Consider the following 17,481-nt stretch of genomic DNA (forward strand, 5'->3'; position numbering starts at 1 on the left):
GGCCAGTCTAGTCGCGGGATTCCGCGGCGCCCGCCGCGAGGGCCTCGGACTGTTCGTCCTCGAGATCTTCGACTTCTTTCTCCCACGCGTCGCGCGCGAGGCGGTACCAGAGGTACAGCGCGAAGCCCGCGAAGATGGCCCACTCGGCGGCGTAGAAGATGTTCAGCCAGTTGACCCGTGAGCGTTCGTCAGGTGCCGGGGAGGCGATGGCGTCGAGCGGGCCGATCGCCGTCTGCGACGCGATGTACTGCCGATACACGTCGAGGCCCTGCGTGTCGTGCCACCGTCCCAGCAGCATGGCGGGCGACATCTTCACGAGCGTCAGGGGGTCGGCGTTGGCCGGCGGTATCGACGCCCCTTCGTCGGAGATGAGACGTCCCGTCACGTCCACGACCGCCGCCGGGTCCGCTTCGGCCTGGGCGCGCAGCTCGTCGGCGGCGGCGTTGGCCTGATCGAGGCTGCTCGTCCACCCGGTCGCGACGGCGATCGAGGTCGGTGTGGTCGTTCCGGAGACACGCAGCTGACCGGTCACCCAGTAGCCCTGCACGTCGTTGTTGAAGCGCGACGACACGACGATGAAGTCGGATGCCACCCACGTGCCGCTCGTCTCGACCCGCTGACCGACGAGAGGTTCCGGCAGGTAGTCGCCCGGCTTGACGACGTCGGCGAGAGGTTGCACGACCTCGGTCAGCCCCGGCTCGGGAGGAGAGGTGTCGACCGCGCGCCCGAGCTGCCACTGCCCGAGCCAGGCGAGCACACCCGCGACGACGAGGGAGAACGCGAGGAGCGCGATCCAACGCGGTCGCAGCATGACCTCCCGCAGCGTCGGCGGAAAGAGCTGCGGCGGAGCCGGCTCGGTCGTGGGGGTGGAGGTCATGGGGCTTTCGGAATCAGTGCCCGTAGGGGGCGACGACGACCTCGACGCGCTGGAACTCCTTGAGGTCGGAGTATCCGGTGGTCGCCATCGACTTCTTGAGGGCGCCGATGAGGTTGGCCGTACCGTCGGCGACCGGAGCGGGGCCGTAGAGCACCTGCTCGAGCGGACCCACGCGGTCGACCTCGACGCGACGACCGCGCGGCAGCTTGGGGTGGTGCGCCTCGGGACCCCAGTGGAAACCGCGACCCGGCGCATCGGTCGCGCGCGCGAGCGCGACCCCGAGCATGACGGCGTCGGCACCCATGGCGAGGGCCTTCACGATGTCACCCGAGGTGCCCACGCCGCCGTCGGCGATGACGTGCACGTAGCGTCCGCCCGACTCGTCGAGGTAGTCGCGTCGGGCCCCGGCCACGTCGGCCACGGCCGTGGCCATGGGCGCGTGGAGTCCGAGCGTTGCGCGCGTCGTCGAGGCGGCGCCGCCGCCGAAGCCGACCAGCACGCCCGCGGCACCGGTGCGCATGAGGTGGAGGGCCGCCGTGTAGGTGGCGGCCCCGCCCACGATGACGGGGACGTCGAGGTCGTAGATGAACTTCTTCAGATTGAGCGGCTCGGCCACCTTCGACACGTGCTCCGCCGACACGGTGGTGCCGCGGATGACGAAGAGGTCGACGCCGGCGGCGACGACGGTCTCGTACAGGTCGTTCGTGCGCTGCGGGGTGAGGGCACCGGCGACGGTGACGCCCGCGGCGCGCACCTCGGCGAGGCGGTCGCGCACGAGCTCGGGCTTGATCGGCTCGGAGTACAGCTGCTGCATGCGGCGCGTGGCGTCGGCCTCGGGCAGCGTCGCGATCTCGGCCAGCAGCGGCTCGGGGTCGTCGTACCGCGTCCACAAGCCCTCGAGGTCGAGGACGCCGAGCCCACCCAGACGCCCGAGCTCGATCGCCGTGCGCGGGCTGACCACGGAGTCCATGGGCGCACCGAGCACCGGGATCTCGAACGGGAACGCGTCGATCGTCCACGCGGTCGAGACGTCTTCGGGGTTGCGCGTGCGCCGCGACGGCACGACGGCGATGTCGTCGAAGGTGTACGCGCGGCGGGCGCGCTTGGCGCGGCCGAGATCGATCTCCATGGTCACCCGACCAGACTACCCGCGCCCTCCGACATCGCCGTCGGCCGCGTCGGACCGCCGGGCGACGGCACCGTCGGATCGACCGCGGAGGACAGTCCCGCCCATCCGGCGCGTCACCGCGCCCGCACGACCCGCTTCTCGTCCCACACGGGCTCCGCCGCCTCGTACACCTCTCCGTCCGAGCCGAACACGATGAACCGGTCGAACGACCGCGCGAACCACCTGTCGTGCGTGACGGCGAGCACGGTGCCCTCGAACCGCGACAGCGCGTCCTCCAGCGCCTCGGCCGAGGCGAGGTCGAGGTTGTCCGTCGGCTCGTCGAGCAGAAGAAGCGTCGTACCCGAGAGCTCCAGCAGCAGCACCTGGAACCGCGCCTGCTGACCGCCGCTCAACGTGTCGAACGCCTGCGAGGCCTGCGCGATGAGGCCGTAGCGATCGAGCGCCGAGCTCGCGGCATCCCTCGGCATCCCCGCCCGGTTGTCGTCACCGCGATGAAGCAGGTCCAAGAGGGTCCTCCCGACGAACTCCGGATGCCGATGCGTCTGGGCGAACCACCCGGGGACGACCCGGGCGCCCAGGATGGCGCGACCGGAGTGGGCGACCCGATCGAGCCCGGCGCCCACGGTGGTGACGTGCCCGAGACGCACGTCGGGGTCGGTGCCGCCCCCGGCGAGCAGACGGAGGAAGTGGGATTTACCCGACCCGTTCGAGCCGAGCACGGCGACGCGGTCACCGAACCACACCTCGAGGTCGAACGGCTTCATCAGGCCCGACAGCTCGAGCCGCTCCGCCACCACCGCGCGTTTGCCCGTGCGCGCCCCGCGCAGGCGCAGCTGCAGATCCTGCTCGGGCGGGCGCTCCTCGGGCGGCCCCGCCTGCTCGAACTTCGACAGGCGCGTCACCGCCGCCTGGTAGCGCGAGGCGAAGCCGTCGTTAGCGGCCGCGGCCACCTTCATGCGGGCGACCAGCGCGCGCAGCTTCTCGTGTTCCTCGTCCCAGCGGCGACGCAGCTCCTCGAGGCGGGCCATGCGGTCCTCTCGCGCGGCTCCGTACGTGCCGAATCCCCCGCCGTGCACCCACGCGGTGCTGCCCGCGGCTCCCGTCTCGAGGGTGACGATGCGGTCGGCGGCGCGGGCGAGCAGTTCGCGGTCGTGCGAGACGAGCAGCACGGTCTTGGACGTCGCCCGCAGCTGCTCCTCGAGCCAGCGCTTGCCGGGCACGTCGAGGTAGTTGTCGGGCTCATCGAGCAGGAGCACGTCGTCGGGTCCGCGCAGCAGGGCCTCGAGGGCGAGCCTCTTCTGCTCGCCGCCCGACAGCGTGGACAGGTCGCGGAACCGCGCCCGCTCGTACGGCAGCCCGAGGGCGGCCGTCGTGCAGGTGTCCCAGACCGTCTCGTGCTCGTAGCCGCCCGCGTCGGCGTAGTCGGCGAGCGCCGAGGCGTACCGCAGTTGGGTGTCGAGGTCGTCGCGCTCGATGAGGGCGTTCTCGGACGCCTCGAGCTCGAGCGCCGCACGTCGGATGCGGGTGGGCGACACCGACACCAGGAGGTCGTGGACGCTCTCTCCGTCGCGCCCGTGCCCGACGAACTGGTCCATCACGCCGAGCGAGCCGCCCATCGACACGACACCGCCGTGCGCCTTCTCGTCACCGCGGATGATGCGCAGCAACGTCGTCTTCCCCGCGCCATTCGGCCCGACCAGAGCGGTCGTCACCCCCTCACCGACGCGGAACGTCACCTCGTCGAGCAGGGGCCTGCCGTCGGGCAGCGTGAATGAGAGGGCGGCGAGGTCGAGGTATCCCATGGCGAGTTCCGGGTCGGCCGCTCGTGGCGGCGGAGGCGACGTACGGATGCCCGCGGCAGTCCCCCGTCGGCCCGCAGCTGGCGAGCCGGCCAGCTTATCGGCATCCGGATGCCGTGTGCCAGGCGACCACCCGGGCTCCGGGGGCGCCACGACGTCGCGACGGAACGACGAACGGGCCGGGCAGTCGCCTGCCCGGCGGGTTCGTGCGGATCGCTTACTTCTTGTAGTTCGGCGCCTCGACGACGATCTGCACGTCGTGCGGGTGCGACTCCTTGAGTCCCGCCGAGGTGATGCGGACGAACTTGCCCTTGGACTTGAGTTCCTCGACGGTGCGTGCACCGACGTAGAACATCGACTGGCGAAGGCCCCCGATGAGCTGGTACGCCACTGCGGCGACCGGCCCGCGGTACGGGACCTGACCCTCGATGCCCTCGGGGATGAGCTTGTCGTCGCTGGGCACGTCGGCCTGGAAGTAGCGGTCCTTCGAGTACGAGGTCTTCTTGCCGCGCGTCTGCAGCGCACCGAGCGAGCCCATGCCGCGGTACTGCTTGAACTGCTTGCCGCCCTGGAAGACGATCTCGCCCGGCGATTCGTCGGTACCGGCGAGGAGTGAGCCGAGCATGACGGTGTCGGCGCCCGCGACGAGAGCCTTCGCGATGTCGCCCGAGTACTGCAGACCGCCGTCGGCGATCACGGGCACCCCCGCGGGGATCGCGGCTTGCGCGGCCTCGTAGATCGCGGTGACCTGCGGCACGCCGACGCCCGCGACCACGCGCGTGGTGCAGATCGAGCCCGGACCGACGCCGACCTTGACGGCATCCACTCCCGCGTCGATGAGCGCCTGGGCGCCCTCGCGGGTCGCGACGTTGCCACCGATGACGTCGATGTGATCGAACGAGGAGTCTGCCTTGAGACGGCTCACGATGTCGATGACCCCGGCCGACTGCCCGTTCGCCGTGTCGACGACGAGGACGTCGACGCCCGCGTCGCGCAGGGCCTCGGCACGCTGCCACGCGTCACCGAAGAAACCGATGGCAGCGCCCACGCGCAGTCGCCCCTGGTCGTCCTTGGTGGCGAGGGGGTACTTCTCGCTCTTGTCGAAGTCCTTGATCGTGATGAGGCCGGCGAGCTTGCCGTCGTCGTCGACGAGGGGGAGCTTCTCGACGCGGTGCTTCGCGAAGGTCGCGATGACGTCGTTGGCGTGGATGCCGACGTGCCCGGTGATCAGGCCGTCCTTCGTCATGACGTCCTTCACTTTGGTCGTCTGTCGCTCGAAACCCGAGACGAAGCGCATGTCGCGGTTCGTGATGATGCCCACGAGCACGCCGTCGGGGTCGACCACGGGCAGACCCGAGATGCGGTACTGCGCGCACATCGCGTCGACCTCGGCCACCGTGGCATCCGGGTTCGTCGTGATGGGGTTCGAGACCATGCCCGACTCGCTGCGCTTGACCTGGTCGACGATGCCGGCCTGGTCGTCGATCGACAGATTGCGGTGCACGATGCCGATGCCGCCCTGACGCGCGATGGCGATCGCCATGCGGGCCTCGGTGACGGTGTCCATCGCGCTCGAGAGCAGGGGCGTGGCCACCGTGATGCGGCGGCTCAGACGCGACGACGTGTCGGCCTCGCTCGGGATGACGTCGGTGTGGCCCGGAAGCAGCAACACGTCGTCGTAAGTCAGTCCGATGAAACCGAACGGGTCGTGCTGCTCCATGAATCCTCCTGCGCGCGCGGCGCCTGCTCGAAAAGGGACGTCGTCGGCCGGAGCGCGTGCGAGGCGCTCCGCCTGAAAGTGTAAGCGCCGGAGAGGCGTCTTTTCTTCCCCGCCCGCGCGATATACCCCACGACGGGCTACCGCGACTACCCCTATTCCGCACTCGCGGATTAGCCGGGAATGCGCAACGCACAGCGAATTGATCGTGTCCGGGTATCGTTCTCGCATCGACTGCTGCAATGGAAACAACGCGGCAATAAACCCGGACTACGGTGTCCGGGCGGCGACGGTCCACGTCGTCGAACGACCAGGAGGTTTCGTGACCACTCGGCAAGCATCCCCACGGATGCCTCGCCGTCGACGCTCGATCCTGACGCTGTTGTCAGGACTCTTCGCTGCCGCCCTGGTGCTCGGGTTCGCCCCGGCATCGACGGCAGCCGTCAACGATGAGGATCTTCCCTACTCGATCACGGTGAACGTGCGCTCCGAAGGCGAGCCCGTCGCGCAAGCGAAGGTGACCGCCACGGACGGATCCTTCACGGGTGAAGCCACGACAGACGAGCGCGGTCGCGCGACGATCAAGGTCCCCACCAAGGAGGGATCCTGGACGGTGGACCTCGACCGGAACTCGCTGCCCTCGGGCGTGACCGTTCCGGACGGACAGGAGTTCGAGCGGCAGGTGCAGTTCGGCAGCTCCAGCACCGTCTCGAGCAACTTCACCCTCGGCGCCGCGGAACGACAGACGGTCGGCTTCATGGACCAGCTGCTCTCGCGCACCGTGAACGGGCTGAACTTCGGCCTCATGCTGGCCCTCGCCGCCATCGGACTCTCGCTCGTGTTCGGCACGACGGGCCTGTCCAACTTCGCCCACGGTGAAATGGTGACCTTCGGTGCCATTGCAGCGCTGTTCTTGAGCGCGGGCACCGGATGGTCGATCTGGATCGCGATCCCGCTCGCGGTCATCCTCTCGGGAGTCTTCGGACTCGCGATGGATGCCGGCATCTGGAGGCCTCTTCGACGGAAGGGGCTGGGCATCGTCCAGCTCATGATCGTCTCGATCGGTCTGTCGCTGGCGCTGCGCTACATCTTCCAGATCTTCATCGGCGGTGGGACGCAGCAGCTCCCGGGGGCCTCGAGCGACATCATCCCGGGCCTCGGGTCGATCCGCATCAGCGTCACCGACCTCACGAGCATGGGCATCTCGATCGTCGTCATCGCGGCCTTCGCCTGGTTCCTGACCCGCACGCGACTCGGCCGGGCCACCCGCGCCGTGTCGGACAACCCCTCGCTCGCCGCCGCCAGCGGCATCGACGTCGACAACGTCGTGCGCATGGTCTGGATCCTGTCGTCGGCGCTGGCCGGCCTCGCGGGTGTCCTGTGGGCCTACTTCCGCCCCGGCATCCGCTGGGACATGGGTTCCGGCATCCTGCTGCTCATGTTCGCCGCCGTCGTGCTCGGCGGGCTCGGTACCGCGTTCGGAGCCCTCATCGGCTCGATCGTGGTCGGGCTCCTCGTCGAGGTATCCACGCTGTGGATCCCCTCCGACATGAAGTATGTGGGCGCCCTCGTCGTGCTCATCGTCATCCTCCTCTTCCGACCGCAGGGCATCCTCGGTCGCCGAGAGCGAATCGGGTAGGTAAACCATGGACTTCCTGCAGATCCTCTCGAACACGGCCTCGCAGATCCTCGCGCCGGCCACGTTCGGATACGCCCTCGCGGCCATCGGCCTGTCGATGCACTTCGGCTTCGCCGGTCTTCTCAACATGGGCGTCGCCGGCTTCATGGCCATCGGCGCCTACGGCTTCGCGATCTCGATCCTGACGTTCGGCCTCGCATGGCCGCTCGCCGCCCTGATCGGTTTCGCCGCGGCCGTCGTGTTCGCGCTCATCATGGGCATCCCGACGCTGCGACTTCGAGGCGACTACCTCGCCATCGTCACGATCGCGGCCGCCGAGATCCTTCGGCTGGTGTTCCTCACCTCGACCTTCCGTGGCGTCACGGGCTCGGCCGACGGTCTGTTCAACTTCCAGTCGGGCTGGCGAGGCGAGAACAACCCGCTGCCCGCGGGCGACTACGGCTTCGGCCCGTGGACGTACAACGCGAACCGCTGGTACGTCATCCTCCTCGGTCTGGTCGCGGTCGCGGTTGCGGTGCTGCTCGTCTGGATGCTCATGCGCAGCCCCTGGGGCCGTGTCATCCGCGGCATCCGCGAGGACGAAGACGCCGTGCGTGCGCTCGGCAAGAACGTCTTCGCCTTCAAGATGCAAGCACTCGTCATCGGTGGTGTGATCATCGCCGCGGGCGGCATCATCACGGCGATGGACACGAACGTGAACCCGAACGTGTACGTCACCTCGCAGACGTTCTTCGTCTACACGGCACTGCTCCTCGGTGGCGCTGCGACGATCTTCGGCCCGGTGCTCGGCGCTGTTCTGTTCTGGGTCGTACGGGCGTTCCTGTCGAACCTCCTGCCGGCGCTGTCCTCCATCGGACTGCTGCCGTTCCTCACCGCCGACCAGTCCCAGATGCTCGTCTTCGTGATCGTCGGCGTCGCGCTCATGCTGCTCGTGATCTTCCGCCCCCAGGGCATCCTGGGCAGCAAGAAGGAGATGACCTTTGTCCGATGAGTCCACGCCGGTCGCACCCAGCGCCTCCGCGCCGCGGGTGAAGGCGACCGGGCTGCACAAGGGCGAGATCGCCCCCGGCGTCGCCAAGGTCGATCCGATCATCATCGCCGACAACGTCCGCCGAGACTTCGGCGGCAACACCGCCGTCGACGTGAAGCACCTCGAGATCCCCCGCAACGCCATCACGGCGTTGATCGGGCCCAACGGTGCCGGCAAGACGACGCTGTTCAACCTCCTCACCGGCTTCGACAAGCCCAACAGCGGCCAGTGGTCGTTCGACGGGCGCAACCTCGCCGGCATCCCCGCGTTCAAGGCGGCCCGCATGGGTCAGGTGCGCACGTTCCAGCTCACCAAGGCGCTGGGTCTTCTCACCGTGCTCGAGAACATGAAGCTCGGTGCGACGAAGCAGAAGGGCGAGAGCCTGCTCTCGAGCATCCTCCCCTTCGTCTGGCGCAAGCAGGAGACCGCCAACGACGAGAAGGCGCGCGATCTGCTCAAGCGGTTCAAGCTCGACTCCAAGGAGACGGACTTCGCCGCCTCGCTCTCGGGCGGTCAGCGCAAGCTCCTCGAGATGGCGCGAGCGCTCATGAGCGACCCGACGCTGGTCATGCTCGACGAGCCGATGGCCGGGGTCAACCCGGCGCTGACGCAGTCGCTGCTCGACCACATCCTCGACCTGAAGGACCTGGGGATGACCGTGCTCTTCGTCGAGCACGACATGCACATGGTCCGCCACATCGCCGACTGGGTCGTGGTCATGGCCGAGGGCAGGATCGTCGCCGAGGGACCGCCCGACACCGTCATGAAAGACCAGGCCGTGATCGACGCCTACCTCGGAGCCCACCAGGACGTCGACCTCGGCGTCGTCACGGGTCGCCACGAGGGGACGGTCGACTCTGCCGCTGCCGCCGAGCTGCTCGAGACCGCTCAGCAGGTCGACGCCGCGATCGACAACGAGTCGTCGCACGAGAAGGAGGACGGTCGATGACCGCCAACGTTGTCGAGCTCCGCGACGTTCACGCCGGCTACCTGCCGGGCGTGAACATCCTCAACGGCGCCAACCTCACCGCCGCCCCCGGCGAGCTGATCGGCATCATCGGCCCCAACGGCGCCGGCAAGTCGACGATGCTCAAGGCGATCTTCGGTCAGGTCAAGGTGCGCTCGGGCTCCGTCCTCCTGCAGGGCGAAGAGATCACGGGACTGCGGGCGAACAAGCTCGTCGCGAAGGGCGTCGGGTTCGTCCCCCAGACGAACAACGTGTTCCCGAGCCTGACGATCGCCGAAAACCTGCAGATGGGTCTCTACCAGCGACCGAAGGGGTTCAACGAGCGCGTCGACTTCGTCACGAGCATCTTCCCCGACCTCGCCAAGCGCCTGAAGCAGCGGGCGGGATCGCTGTCGGGTGGCGAGCGCCAGATGGTCGCCATGGGCCGCGCGCTCATGATGGACCCGAAGGTGCTGCTGCTCGACGAACCGTCGGCAGGGCTCTCGCCGGTGCGTCAGGACGAGGCCTTCATCCGCGTCTCCGAGATCAACAAGGCCGGCGTCACCTGCATCATGGTCGAGCAGAACGCCCGCCGCTGCCTGCAGATCTGCGACCGCGGCTACGTGCTCGATCAGGGTCGCGACGCCTACACCGGTACCGGTCGCGAGCTGATGGACGACCCGGCCGTGATCGGTCTGTACCTGGGAACGCTCGGCACCTGAGCCGCGCTCCCGCCGATAGGCCCGAGTCCCCTCCGGGGCTCGGGCCTTCTGCGTGACGCCCGAGGTGCGCCAGCCCGGCTCCCCATCGCTCCACACCCTCGTCGAGTGTCCGCGACAGGCCGCTCCCGGGCCCGCGTGCGGCGTGTCCTGGACACTCGACCCGCTGTGACGCCCTGCCCGCGCGGGCGTCAGGGGCCGAGGGGATGCCATGGGTCGCGCTCCCCCACGCGCCACGGCCCGCAGCGAGAGCCGCGGCCCGTCGACCGCACGGCCCGGGCACCCGGCATCCGCCCCGCGCCTACGCGCAGACGGAACCGCCCCCGTCTCCCTCTCCGCCGCAGATCGAGAGAGGTGCCCCTGCCGTTCGGGGTGTCAGAGCATCCCGGATGCCGTGGCCACGCCCGGCACATCGTTCGAGGTTCACGGTGATCCACGAGTGGCGAATAGGCCGGGCACATCCCTTGGCTCCTGTCGCGGCCAGGCACCCCGCGCACGAGAAAAGGCCCCGGGACCAAGGTCCCGGGGCCTTTCAGAGAGAACCGATCAACCGGCGCGGAGCCAGCTGTAGTTGTTGTCGTCGCCGTACTCGAAGACACCGATGGTGGCCTGCGTCGGGTCGCCCACGTCGTTGAACGTGATCGGGCCCGAGACGCCGTCGTAGTCCGCTTCGCCGCCGCCGTTGATGATGTCGGCGCACGCGGCGTAGGTGGTGCACTTCGTGCCGCCGCCCTTGCCGCCCGAGACCGCCTGCATGTTGGCGGCCACGTCGGGACCGGCCGCCGAGCCCGCCTTCAGCGCCGCGAGGGCGAGGAGGACGACCGAGTCGTACGACTCGGGGGCGTAGGTGAAGTCCTCGAGCTTAGGGTTGCCCTTGCCGCTCCAGAACGACTCCAGCGTGCTGCGGAAGGTCGCCGTAGAGTCGGGGTCGACGCTCGGGTACGTGCCCTTGGCGCCGGTGAGGGTGCCGTTCGGGAACTGCGTGCCGAAGTTCTTCAGGTTGCCGTCGACGAAGAACAGCTTGTCCTTCGCGAAGCTGGCCGTCAGGTCGGGGATGATCGTCGAGACCTCGTCGAACGTGATCAGGGCGATCGCGTCGGGCTTCTGGGCCAGGACGTCTTCGATCTGCGCCGAGAAGTTCGTGTCACCGGTGTTGTAGAGGCTGGTGGCCACGACGGAGCCGCCCGCGCCCTCGAACGCCTTCTTGGTGAAGCACGCGAGGCCGGTGCCGTACGAGTCGTTCAGCACGATCATGCCGAGGGTCTCGTTGCCCTCGGAGGCGATCAGGTTGCCGAGAACCTCGCCCTGGAGCACGTCCGAGGGAGCAGTCCGCCAGTACAGGCCCTTGTCGTTGTAGCCGGTGAAGGCGGCCGAGGTGTTGGCCGGCGAGATCTGCACGGCGTTCGCCGCGATGACCTGGTCGATGAACTGCAGCGAGGTGCCCGACGACGCCGCACCGACGATCGCCGTTGCACCGGCTCCCAGCAGGCGCGGGATCTCGGTCTCGTAGGCCTTGTTGTCGGTGTCACCAGAGTCGCCCTGGATGAGGTTGATGTTGACGCCCTTGTTGGCGGCGTTGATGTCGGCCGCCGCGAGCTCGGTGCCGGCGATCTCGGGCGGGCCGAGGAAGGCAAGGTTGCCCGTGACGGGCAGAGCCGTACCGATGTTGTAGGTGAGGTCTTTGGCGGGGCCGGTCGAGGTCGACGAGTACTCGGGCGTGTACGAGGCGGGTTCGGCGGCGTTGCAGTCGATCGGGAAGTCGCCTCCACCGGCGGCGTTGCCGGAGTCGGACGGAGTGCTGGTATCGGTACAACCGGCGAGGACGAGCGCGGAGACGCCGACCACGGCGAAGCCGCCGATGATCTTCGCCGCACGCGAACGGGAGAGGACACTCATATGGGTGCTCCTTGGTGAGGTGGAACCGCGCGGATAACCCGCTCGGATTGTGACAAACCTAATGGCGCACTTGTCGCGGCGATGTTGCAATGTGTTAACGGTCGATTACGCGACCTAATCGTTACTTTCCTACGGCAATTGCGGCCGAGAAACGAAGTGAAAGAACTCAGACGGGCTCGACGACATCCGCGGGGACCCGGCGATGACGCCGGGAAGCGACGACGGAGTCGATGCTGAGAATCGCGAGCGCCACCCACACGAGCGCGAATCCGATCCATCGCTCGAGGGTCATGGGCTCGTGCAGAACCCAGACGCCGATCCCGAACTGGATGATGGGCGCCACGAACTGCAGCAGGCCGATGACGGTCAACGGCACGCGCCGCGCCCCCGAGGCGAACAACAGCAGAGGCACGGCGGTGACGGCTCCCGCGAGCAGCAGCAGCACGGTGTGCAGCGTTCCCGCTGTACCGAGGGTGATGCCGCTGAGACTCGCGACGAACACCAGCTGGATCGCCGCGACCGGCAGGAGCCACAGCGATTCGAGGGTGAGTCCGCTCACGGCATCCACCGCCGGTCCGATCTGCTTCTTCACCAGGCCATAGAAACCGAACGAGAAGGCCAGCGTCAGGGCGATCCAGGGAAATGCCCCGTATCCGATGACGATGACGGCGACCGCGACGACGGCGAGGCCGATGGCGATCCACGGTACGACGCGCAGCCGCTCGCGGAGCACGATGACGCCGAGCAGCACCGTCACGATCGGATTGATGAAGTAGCCGAGGCTCGTCTCGATGACGTGGTTCGTCAGGGCCCCGTACAGATAGGTCTGCCAGTTGACGTAGATGAGCACGCCCGCCAGCGCGGTGAGCCCCATCAGCCGTGGCTGCCGCACGATCGCCAGGAACGGCCGCCACATGCGCAGCACCGTCAACAGAAGCAGGCAGAACACGAACGCGAGGATGATGCGCCACGCCACCACCTCGAAGGGGCCGGTGGGCGTGAGTTGCAGGAAGTACAGGGGCAGGACGCCCCAGAGCAGGTACGCACCGAGGGCGTACACCGCTCCGCGGGTGCTCCCGCCGGTCAGAGCGGAAGGAGCACGGGTCACCGACCCAGCCTAGGGCTCCGCCCGGGTCCCGAGACGCCGACCATCGCGCTTTTCGTGCCACATCGGGCGTGCCCGCACCGGGGACGACGAAGGCCCCGGATGCCGTGGCATCCGGGGCCTTCGAACGATCTCACTCGATCAGCGGACGACGACCGCCAGGACGTCGCGAGCCGAGAGCACGAGGTACTCGTCGGCGCCGAACTTGACCTCGGTGCCGCCGTACTTGCTGTAGAGCACGCGGTCGCCGACGGCGACGTCGAGGGGGACACGGTTGCCGTTGTCGTCGATGCGGCCGGGGCCGACAGCGACGACCTCGCCCTCCTGCGGCTTCTCCTTGGCAGTGTCGGGGATGACGAGACCACTCGCGGTGGTCTGCTCAGCCTCGACCTGCTTGATGACGATGCGGTCCTCGAGCGGCTTGATGGAAACCGACACGGTCTACCTCTTCTTTCTCGTTACAGAAGACTTGTCAGCACTCACGCGGGGAGAGTGCTAATTCGAGTGTAGAGAAGCGTTGGCACTCACGCAACGCGAGTGCCAGCAAGAACCCCCGCCTAGGCTGAATCGGTGGATACCAGCGAGCTGACCGCACTGCTCACGCCCGAGGGCCTGCGCCTCCTCGACGAGGTGGGCGCCCTCGACTCGACGGACGAGGTCGCTCGCTCGGTCTCGCGGCTGCGGGCCGCAGGCCACTCCCCCGACCTCGTCGCGGCCGTCGTCGGGCAGGCCCGGTTGCGGGTGCGCGCGACCGCGAAGTTCGGGCCCTTCGCCGAACGCATGCTCTTCACTCGCGCGGGGCTCGAGCAGGCGACCCGCCTGTCCATCGCCGCCCGTCACGCCGGCCGCTTCCGCGCCGCGGGGATCGACAGCGTGGCCGACCTCGGGTGCGGAATCGGCGGGGACGCCCTCGGGATGGCGGGTCTCGGCATCCGGGTGCACGCCGTCGACGCCGACGAGGTGACCGCGGCCCTCGCGGCCTACAATCTCGCCCCCTTCGGCGACGCGGCGACGGTGCAGCACGCCCGCGCCGAGGACGTGGACCTGAGCGGGACGGATGCCGTGTGGCTCGACCCCGCGCGACGCACGGCGGGTCACGCCGAGACGCGCCAGGTGTCTTCGGCCGAGTGGTCGCCCTCGCTCGAGTGGGTCTTCGAGCTGCTGAGAACAACGCCCGGCGGCGTGAAGCTCGGGCCGGGCTTCGACCGCACGCAGATCCCCGACGATGTCGAGGCGCAGTGGATCAGCGCCGACGGCTCGACCATCGAGCTCGTGCTCTGGGCCGGCTCCCTCGCCCGCGAGGGGATCCGCCGCGCCGCGCTCGTCGTGCGCGGGAACGACGCCTGGGAGCTCACCGCGCCGTCCGACAGCCCCGATGTCGACGAACGCGAGCTCGGCGAATTCGTCCACGAGCCCGACGGCGCCGTCATCCGCGCGCGTCTCATCGGCGAGGTCGGACGAGCCCTGGATGCCGGCATGCTCGCACCCGGCATCGCCTACCTCACCTCGGACGCCGCGTTGACGAGCCCGTTCGTCTCGTCGTTCCGCGTGCGCGAGCAACTGCCGGCCGACCCGAAGAAGCTCGCCCAGGCGTTGCGCGCACGAGGGATCGGGACGTTGGAGATCAAGAAGCGCGGGGTCGATGTCGACCCGGCGGTGCTGCGCAAGAAGCTCTCTCTGCGCGGCGATGCCTCGGCCACACTCCTCCTCACGCGCGTGGGGTCGAAGCGTCTCGCGCTGCTGGCCGATCGCGTCTGACGACGCCGGTCACCCGACGGCGAGCTGCGAGAAGCCCCAGATCAACCAGCCGGCACTGAACGAGACCGAGAGCAGAGACAGCGCGAGCGCCCAGACGGCGGCCCGACGGCTGTCATGCGCCCGCCGGAGCGAGACGATGGCGAGGACCGCACCGATCACCCCGATGGGAAGCAGCCAGCCGGTGAACACCGCCGCCGCGAGCGCGATGATCGCCACGCCGAGCGCCCACGGCGCGACGGACGGCGGCGTCGGGGGCACGGGCGGGGCATAGGGGATCAGGTGATCGCCGAACGCCGCCATTTCGAGCTGGGCGGTCGGCAGGCGGCCGTCGACATCCTCGTCGATCTCGCGGGCCGTCATCTCGGAGCCCGCTGTCCGGACGTCGTCGGGCAGGGGCGGCACGGGAGGGAGGTCGACCGCGGGGCCGACGTCCGCCTTGCGCGCGCGCCGGGTGGGTGGCTGCGCGTCGGTCACGGGGTCGTCCCTGCGCGCGGGACCGGGATGTCGGCATCCGGATCCTCCGCCACCTGGATCTCGGTCACGGGGAGCGTCGAATCCGCCCCGAAGGCGAGGGTCGAGGGGCGACGGCCCGACGAGATGAGCTCGGCGGCGAGAGCGGCGATCATGGCGCCGTTGTCGGTGCACAGGCGCAGCGGCGGAATGCGCACGGCCACACCCGCAGCCGCGGCGCGCTCGAGGGCGACGTCGCGCAGACGCTTGTTGGCGACGACGCCGCCGCCGAGCAGCAGACGCGGAACGCCGTGACGCGCACACGCGTCGAGGGCCTTGGTCACGAGCACGTCGACGACGGCCTCACGGAACGAGGCGGCGACATCGGCGACCGGGACCGGTTCACCCGCGGCCTCGTGCTGCTCGACCCAGCGCGCCACGGCTGTCTTCAGGCCCGAGAACGAGAAGTCGTAGCGGTGGGATGCCATGTCGGACGCCCGTGAGAGCCCGCGCGGGAAGCGGATCGCGGTGGGGTCGCCCTCGGCCGCGGCCCGATCGATCTCAGGACCGCCGGGGTACGGGAGCGCGAGCAGGCGTGCGACCTTGTCGAAGGCCTCGCCCGCGGCGTCATCCATCGTCTCGCCGAGGAGCTCGACGTCGCTCGTCAGGTCGCGCACCAGTAAGAGGGAGGTGTGCCCGCCGCTGACGAGCAGGGCGACGGTGGGGTATTCGATCTCCCCCGCGTCGGCGTCGAGGATGTCGGCGGCGATGTGTCCGACCAAGTGGTTGACCGCGTAGAGGGGCTTGTCGAGGGCGACAGCGAGCCCCTTCGCCGCGCCCACGCCGACCATCAGCGCGCCGGCCAGGCCGGGACCGCTCGTCACCGCCACGGCGTCGAGATCGGCCAGGGTGACGCCGGCTTCGGCGAGAGCCGCGTCGATCGAGGGGTGGAGCGCCTCGAGGTGGGCTCGCGCGGCGACCTCGGGTACGACGCCGCCGTAGCGGGCGTGCTCGTCCATGCTGGAGGCGATCGTGTTGCTGAGCAGCTGTCGGCCGCGGACGATGCCGATGCCGGTCTCGTCGCAGCTGGTCTCGATACCGAGTACGAGGGGCGCGTCCATCAGCACCAACCCTTTCCGGAGGTGGAGGATGTCACGGATTCGGACGAGTGCACCGGACGCGGATCGGTCGACGCCTCTGATCCGATTCCGTGGGATCGGTCCGATTCTGCGGCACGGGGCGCCGCCCCATCCGCGGCCTCGGCACGCCGCGCGGACCAACCGCGCAGGTCGAGCCGCATGACGATCGCGTCGACGTCGTCGGGCTGGTAGTAGCGGGGGCGGCGACCGACCTCGGCGAACCCCTCCGACAGGTACAGCTCCTGTGCCGTCGGATTGTCGGCGCGCACCTCGAGGAACACGTCGTGCACCTCTCGGCGCACCGCCTCCTCCAGCAGCGCCGTCAGCAGGGCGCGCCCCCGCCCCCGGCCGCGCGCGGCCTCGGCGATGGCGATCGTCTGGATGTCGGCATCCCGAGCACCGCGCACCGCGCGCAGACCCGCGTAGCCGACGAGCCGCCCCGTCTCTTCGACGACGACGTACCAGCCGTGCGGCGAGGCGAGCTCTTCGCGCATCATCGCGGGACTCCACGCGTCGGTCGGGAATGACGCGCGCTCGAGGGCCATGATGGCGTCGAGGTCATCGACGGTGGCCGTGCGCGTCACCATCAGCTCACCCTCTTCGGCGCGTGCGCGGCGACCACGTCGGGGCTGCGCAGGTACAGCGGCTCGGAACCCGCGAGCGTGCGGTCGGCATCGAGGGCGCGCGCCGCGGCGAGCGCGATCATCGCCGCCGACACCGTGGTGGCGTCGTAGCGGCGGGCGCCCGCGGCGTCGAGGCGAGAGTCGAGGTCGTCACGGGGGCACAGCTGCGCCTCCGATACCCGCAGGGGAAGGCCGTCGTCGTCGATGCCCTCGTAGACGCTGTAGGCGAACTCCTTGCGCCGCGCGTCGGTGACGACGGCGAAGCGGCCCGTGTCCGTTCCCGTCAGGGCATCGGAAAGGAGGAGTCCCAGGGCGATGCCGTCGTGGCTGGGCACGGGGACCACCGGGACGCCTCGTCCGAGTGCGTACACGCGAGCGGTGGCGATGCCCACGCGCAACCCGGTGAAGGGGCCGGGCCCCATGCCGATCGCGACGTGCGTGGGCGCGGGCGTCGCGACCGTGGCCCGGCGCAGCAGGTCGCCGATCACCTCGGCGTGGCCGAGCGGGTTGGAGCTGTGCTCGTCGGCGAGCACCTCCCCGTCGCGGGCGATCGCGGCGACGGCGGTGCCGAGGGACGTGTCGATGCCGAGAATCACGCTTCCAGCGTATCCGGCCGCTCCTCGGCGGCATCCGACTCCGCCCTCCGCTCCGAAG

16 protein-coding genes are annotated in these 17,481 nt (G+C 69.4%); 5 read left to right on the top strand and 11 right to left on the bottom strand.

The window, feature by feature from the left end:
* Positions 1–7: 7 nt before the first annotated feature.
* The 4 genes from DEU35_RS03620 to guaB form a co-directional block, all read right to left on the bottom strand.
* Positions 8–877, bottom strand: a complete 870-nt coding sequence (locus DEU35_RS03620) for an SURF1 family protein (RefSeq protein WP_116238647.1) — start codon at positions 875–877, stop codon at positions 8–10.
* Positions 878–890: 13 nt separating this feature from the next.
* Complete coding sequence (locus DEU35_RS03625; protein WP_103206706.1) at positions 891–2,006, bottom strand: GuaB3 family IMP dehydrogenase-related protein; 1,116 nt, start codon at positions 2,004–2,006, stop codon at positions 891–893.
* Positions 2,007–2,119: 113 nt separating this feature from the next.
* Positions 2,120–3,808 carry an ABC-F family ATP-binding cassette domain-containing protein gene (locus tag DEU35_RS03630; RefSeq protein WP_103206707.1) on the bottom strand — a complete coding sequence of 563 codons (1,689 nt, stop codon included), beginning with the start codon at positions 3,806–3,808 and terminating at the stop codon, positions 2,120–2,122.
* A 214-nt stretch (positions 3,809–4,022) separates the two neighbouring features.
* Positions 4,023–5,525, bottom strand: coding sequence for an IMP dehydrogenase (gene guaB, locus DEU35_RS03635; RefSeq protein ID WP_116238648.1), 1,503 nt, complete (start codon positions 5,523–5,525; stop codon positions 4,023–4,025).
* 319 nt (positions 5,526–5,844) lie between these two features.
* Here guaB and DEU35_RS03640 point away from each other — a divergent pair, with 319 nt between their 5' ends.
* From DEU35_RS03640 to DEU35_RS03655, 4 genes are read left to right on the top strand one after another with little or no spacing between them, the layout of a single operon-like run.
* A complete protein-coding gene (locus tag DEU35_RS03640; RefSeq protein ID WP_378712785.1) occupies positions 5,845–7,161 on the top strand; it encodes a branched-chain amino acid ABC transporter permease in 1,317 nt (438 codons plus the stop codon).
* Between the two features lie 7 nt (positions 7,162–7,168).
* Positions 7,169–8,152, top strand: a complete 984-nt coding sequence (locus DEU35_RS03645) for a branched-chain amino acid ABC transporter permease (RefSeq protein ID WP_103206710.1) — start codon at positions 7,169–7,171, stop codon at positions 8,150–8,152.
* Between the two features lie 37 nt (positions 8,153–8,189).
* Positions 8,190–9,140, top strand: a complete 951-nt coding sequence (locus tag DEU35_RS03650) for an ABC transporter ATP-binding protein (RefSeq protein WP_258873356.1) — start codon at positions 8,190–8,192, stop codon at positions 9,138–9,140.
* Entirely contained in the window at positions 9,137–9,859 is a 723-nt protein-coding gene (locus DEU35_RS03655; protein ID WP_056226465.1) for an ABC transporter ATP-binding protein, read from the top strand. Before DEU35_RS03650 ends, DEU35_RS03655 begins: the two co-directional genes overlap by 4 nt.
* A gap of 543 nt (positions 9,860–10,402) precedes the next feature.
* Here DEU35_RS03655 and DEU35_RS03660 read toward each other — a convergent pair.
* From DEU35_RS03660 to groES, 3 genes are all read right to left on the bottom strand, one after another.
* On the bottom strand, positions 10,403–11,752 hold the full coding sequence (locus tag DEU35_RS03660; RefSeq protein WP_116238650.1) for an ABC transporter substrate-binding protein: 1,350 nt from the start codon (positions 11,750–11,752) through the stop codon (positions 10,403–10,405).
* A gap of 166 nt (positions 11,753–11,918) precedes the next feature.
* Positions 11,919–12,860: an EamA family transporter RarD gene (gene rarD, locus DEU35_RS03665; RefSeq protein ID WP_174799616.1), complete on the bottom strand. Its 942-nt coding sequence runs from the start codon at positions 12,858–12,860 to the stop codon at positions 11,919–11,921.
* A gap of 138 nt (positions 12,861–12,998) precedes the next feature.
* On the bottom strand, positions 12,999–13,295 hold the full coding sequence (gene groES, locus DEU35_RS03670) for a co-chaperone GroES (RefSeq protein ID WP_039394204.1): 297 nt from the start codon (positions 13,293–13,295) through the stop codon (positions 12,999–13,001).
* A gap of 132 nt (positions 13,296–13,427) precedes the next feature.
* On the opposite strand from groES, the gene DEU35_RS03675 reads away from it, so the two are divergent.
* A complete protein-coding gene (locus tag DEU35_RS03675; protein ID WP_116238651.1) occupies positions 13,428–14,615 on the top strand; it encodes a class I SAM-dependent methyltransferase in 1,188 nt (395 codons plus the stop codon).
* A 9-nt stretch (positions 14,616–14,624) separates the two neighbouring features.
* On the opposite strand, the gene DEU35_RS03680 is transcribed toward DEU35_RS03675, so the two are convergent.
* The 4 genes from DEU35_RS03680 to tsaB are packed head-to-tail and all read right to left on the bottom strand — an operon-like array spanning position 14,625 to position 17,423.
* On the bottom strand, positions 14,625–15,089 hold the full coding sequence (locus DEU35_RS03680; RefSeq protein WP_103206714.1) for a hypothetical protein: 465 nt from the start codon (positions 15,087–15,089) through the stop codon (positions 14,625–14,627).
* A complete protein-coding gene (tsaD, locus tag DEU35_RS03685; protein ID WP_116238652.1) occupies positions 15,086–16,186 on the bottom strand; it encodes a tRNA (adenosine(37)-N6)-threonylcarbamoyltransferase complex transferase subunit TsaD in 1,101 nt (366 codons plus the stop codon). Before tsaD ends, DEU35_RS03680 begins: the two co-directional genes overlap by 4 nt.
* Positions 16,186–16,791, bottom strand: coding sequence for a ribosomal protein S18-alanine N-acetyltransferase (rimI, locus tag DEU35_RS03690; RefSeq protein WP_116238653.1), 606 nt, complete (start codon positions 16,789–16,791; stop codon positions 16,186–16,188). Before rimI ends, tsaD begins: the two co-directional genes overlap by 1 nt.
* The gene (gene tsaB, locus DEU35_RS03695) at positions 16,791–17,423 is read right to left on the bottom strand and encodes a tRNA (adenosine(37)-N6)-threonylcarbamoyltransferase complex dimerization subunit type 1 TsaB (RefSeq protein ID WP_103206717.1); all 633 of its coding nucleotides are present in this window, start codon (positions 17,421–17,423) and stop codon (positions 16,791–16,793) included. Before tsaB ends, rimI begins: the two co-directional genes overlap by 1 nt.
* Positions 17,424–17,481 lie beyond the last annotated feature (58 nt).

The sequence above is a fragment of the Microbacterium sp. AG157 genome (assembly GCF_003385695.1).
Lineage (GTDB): Bacteria > Actinomycetota > Actinomycetes > Actinomycetales > Microbacteriaceae > Microbacterium > Microbacterium testaceum.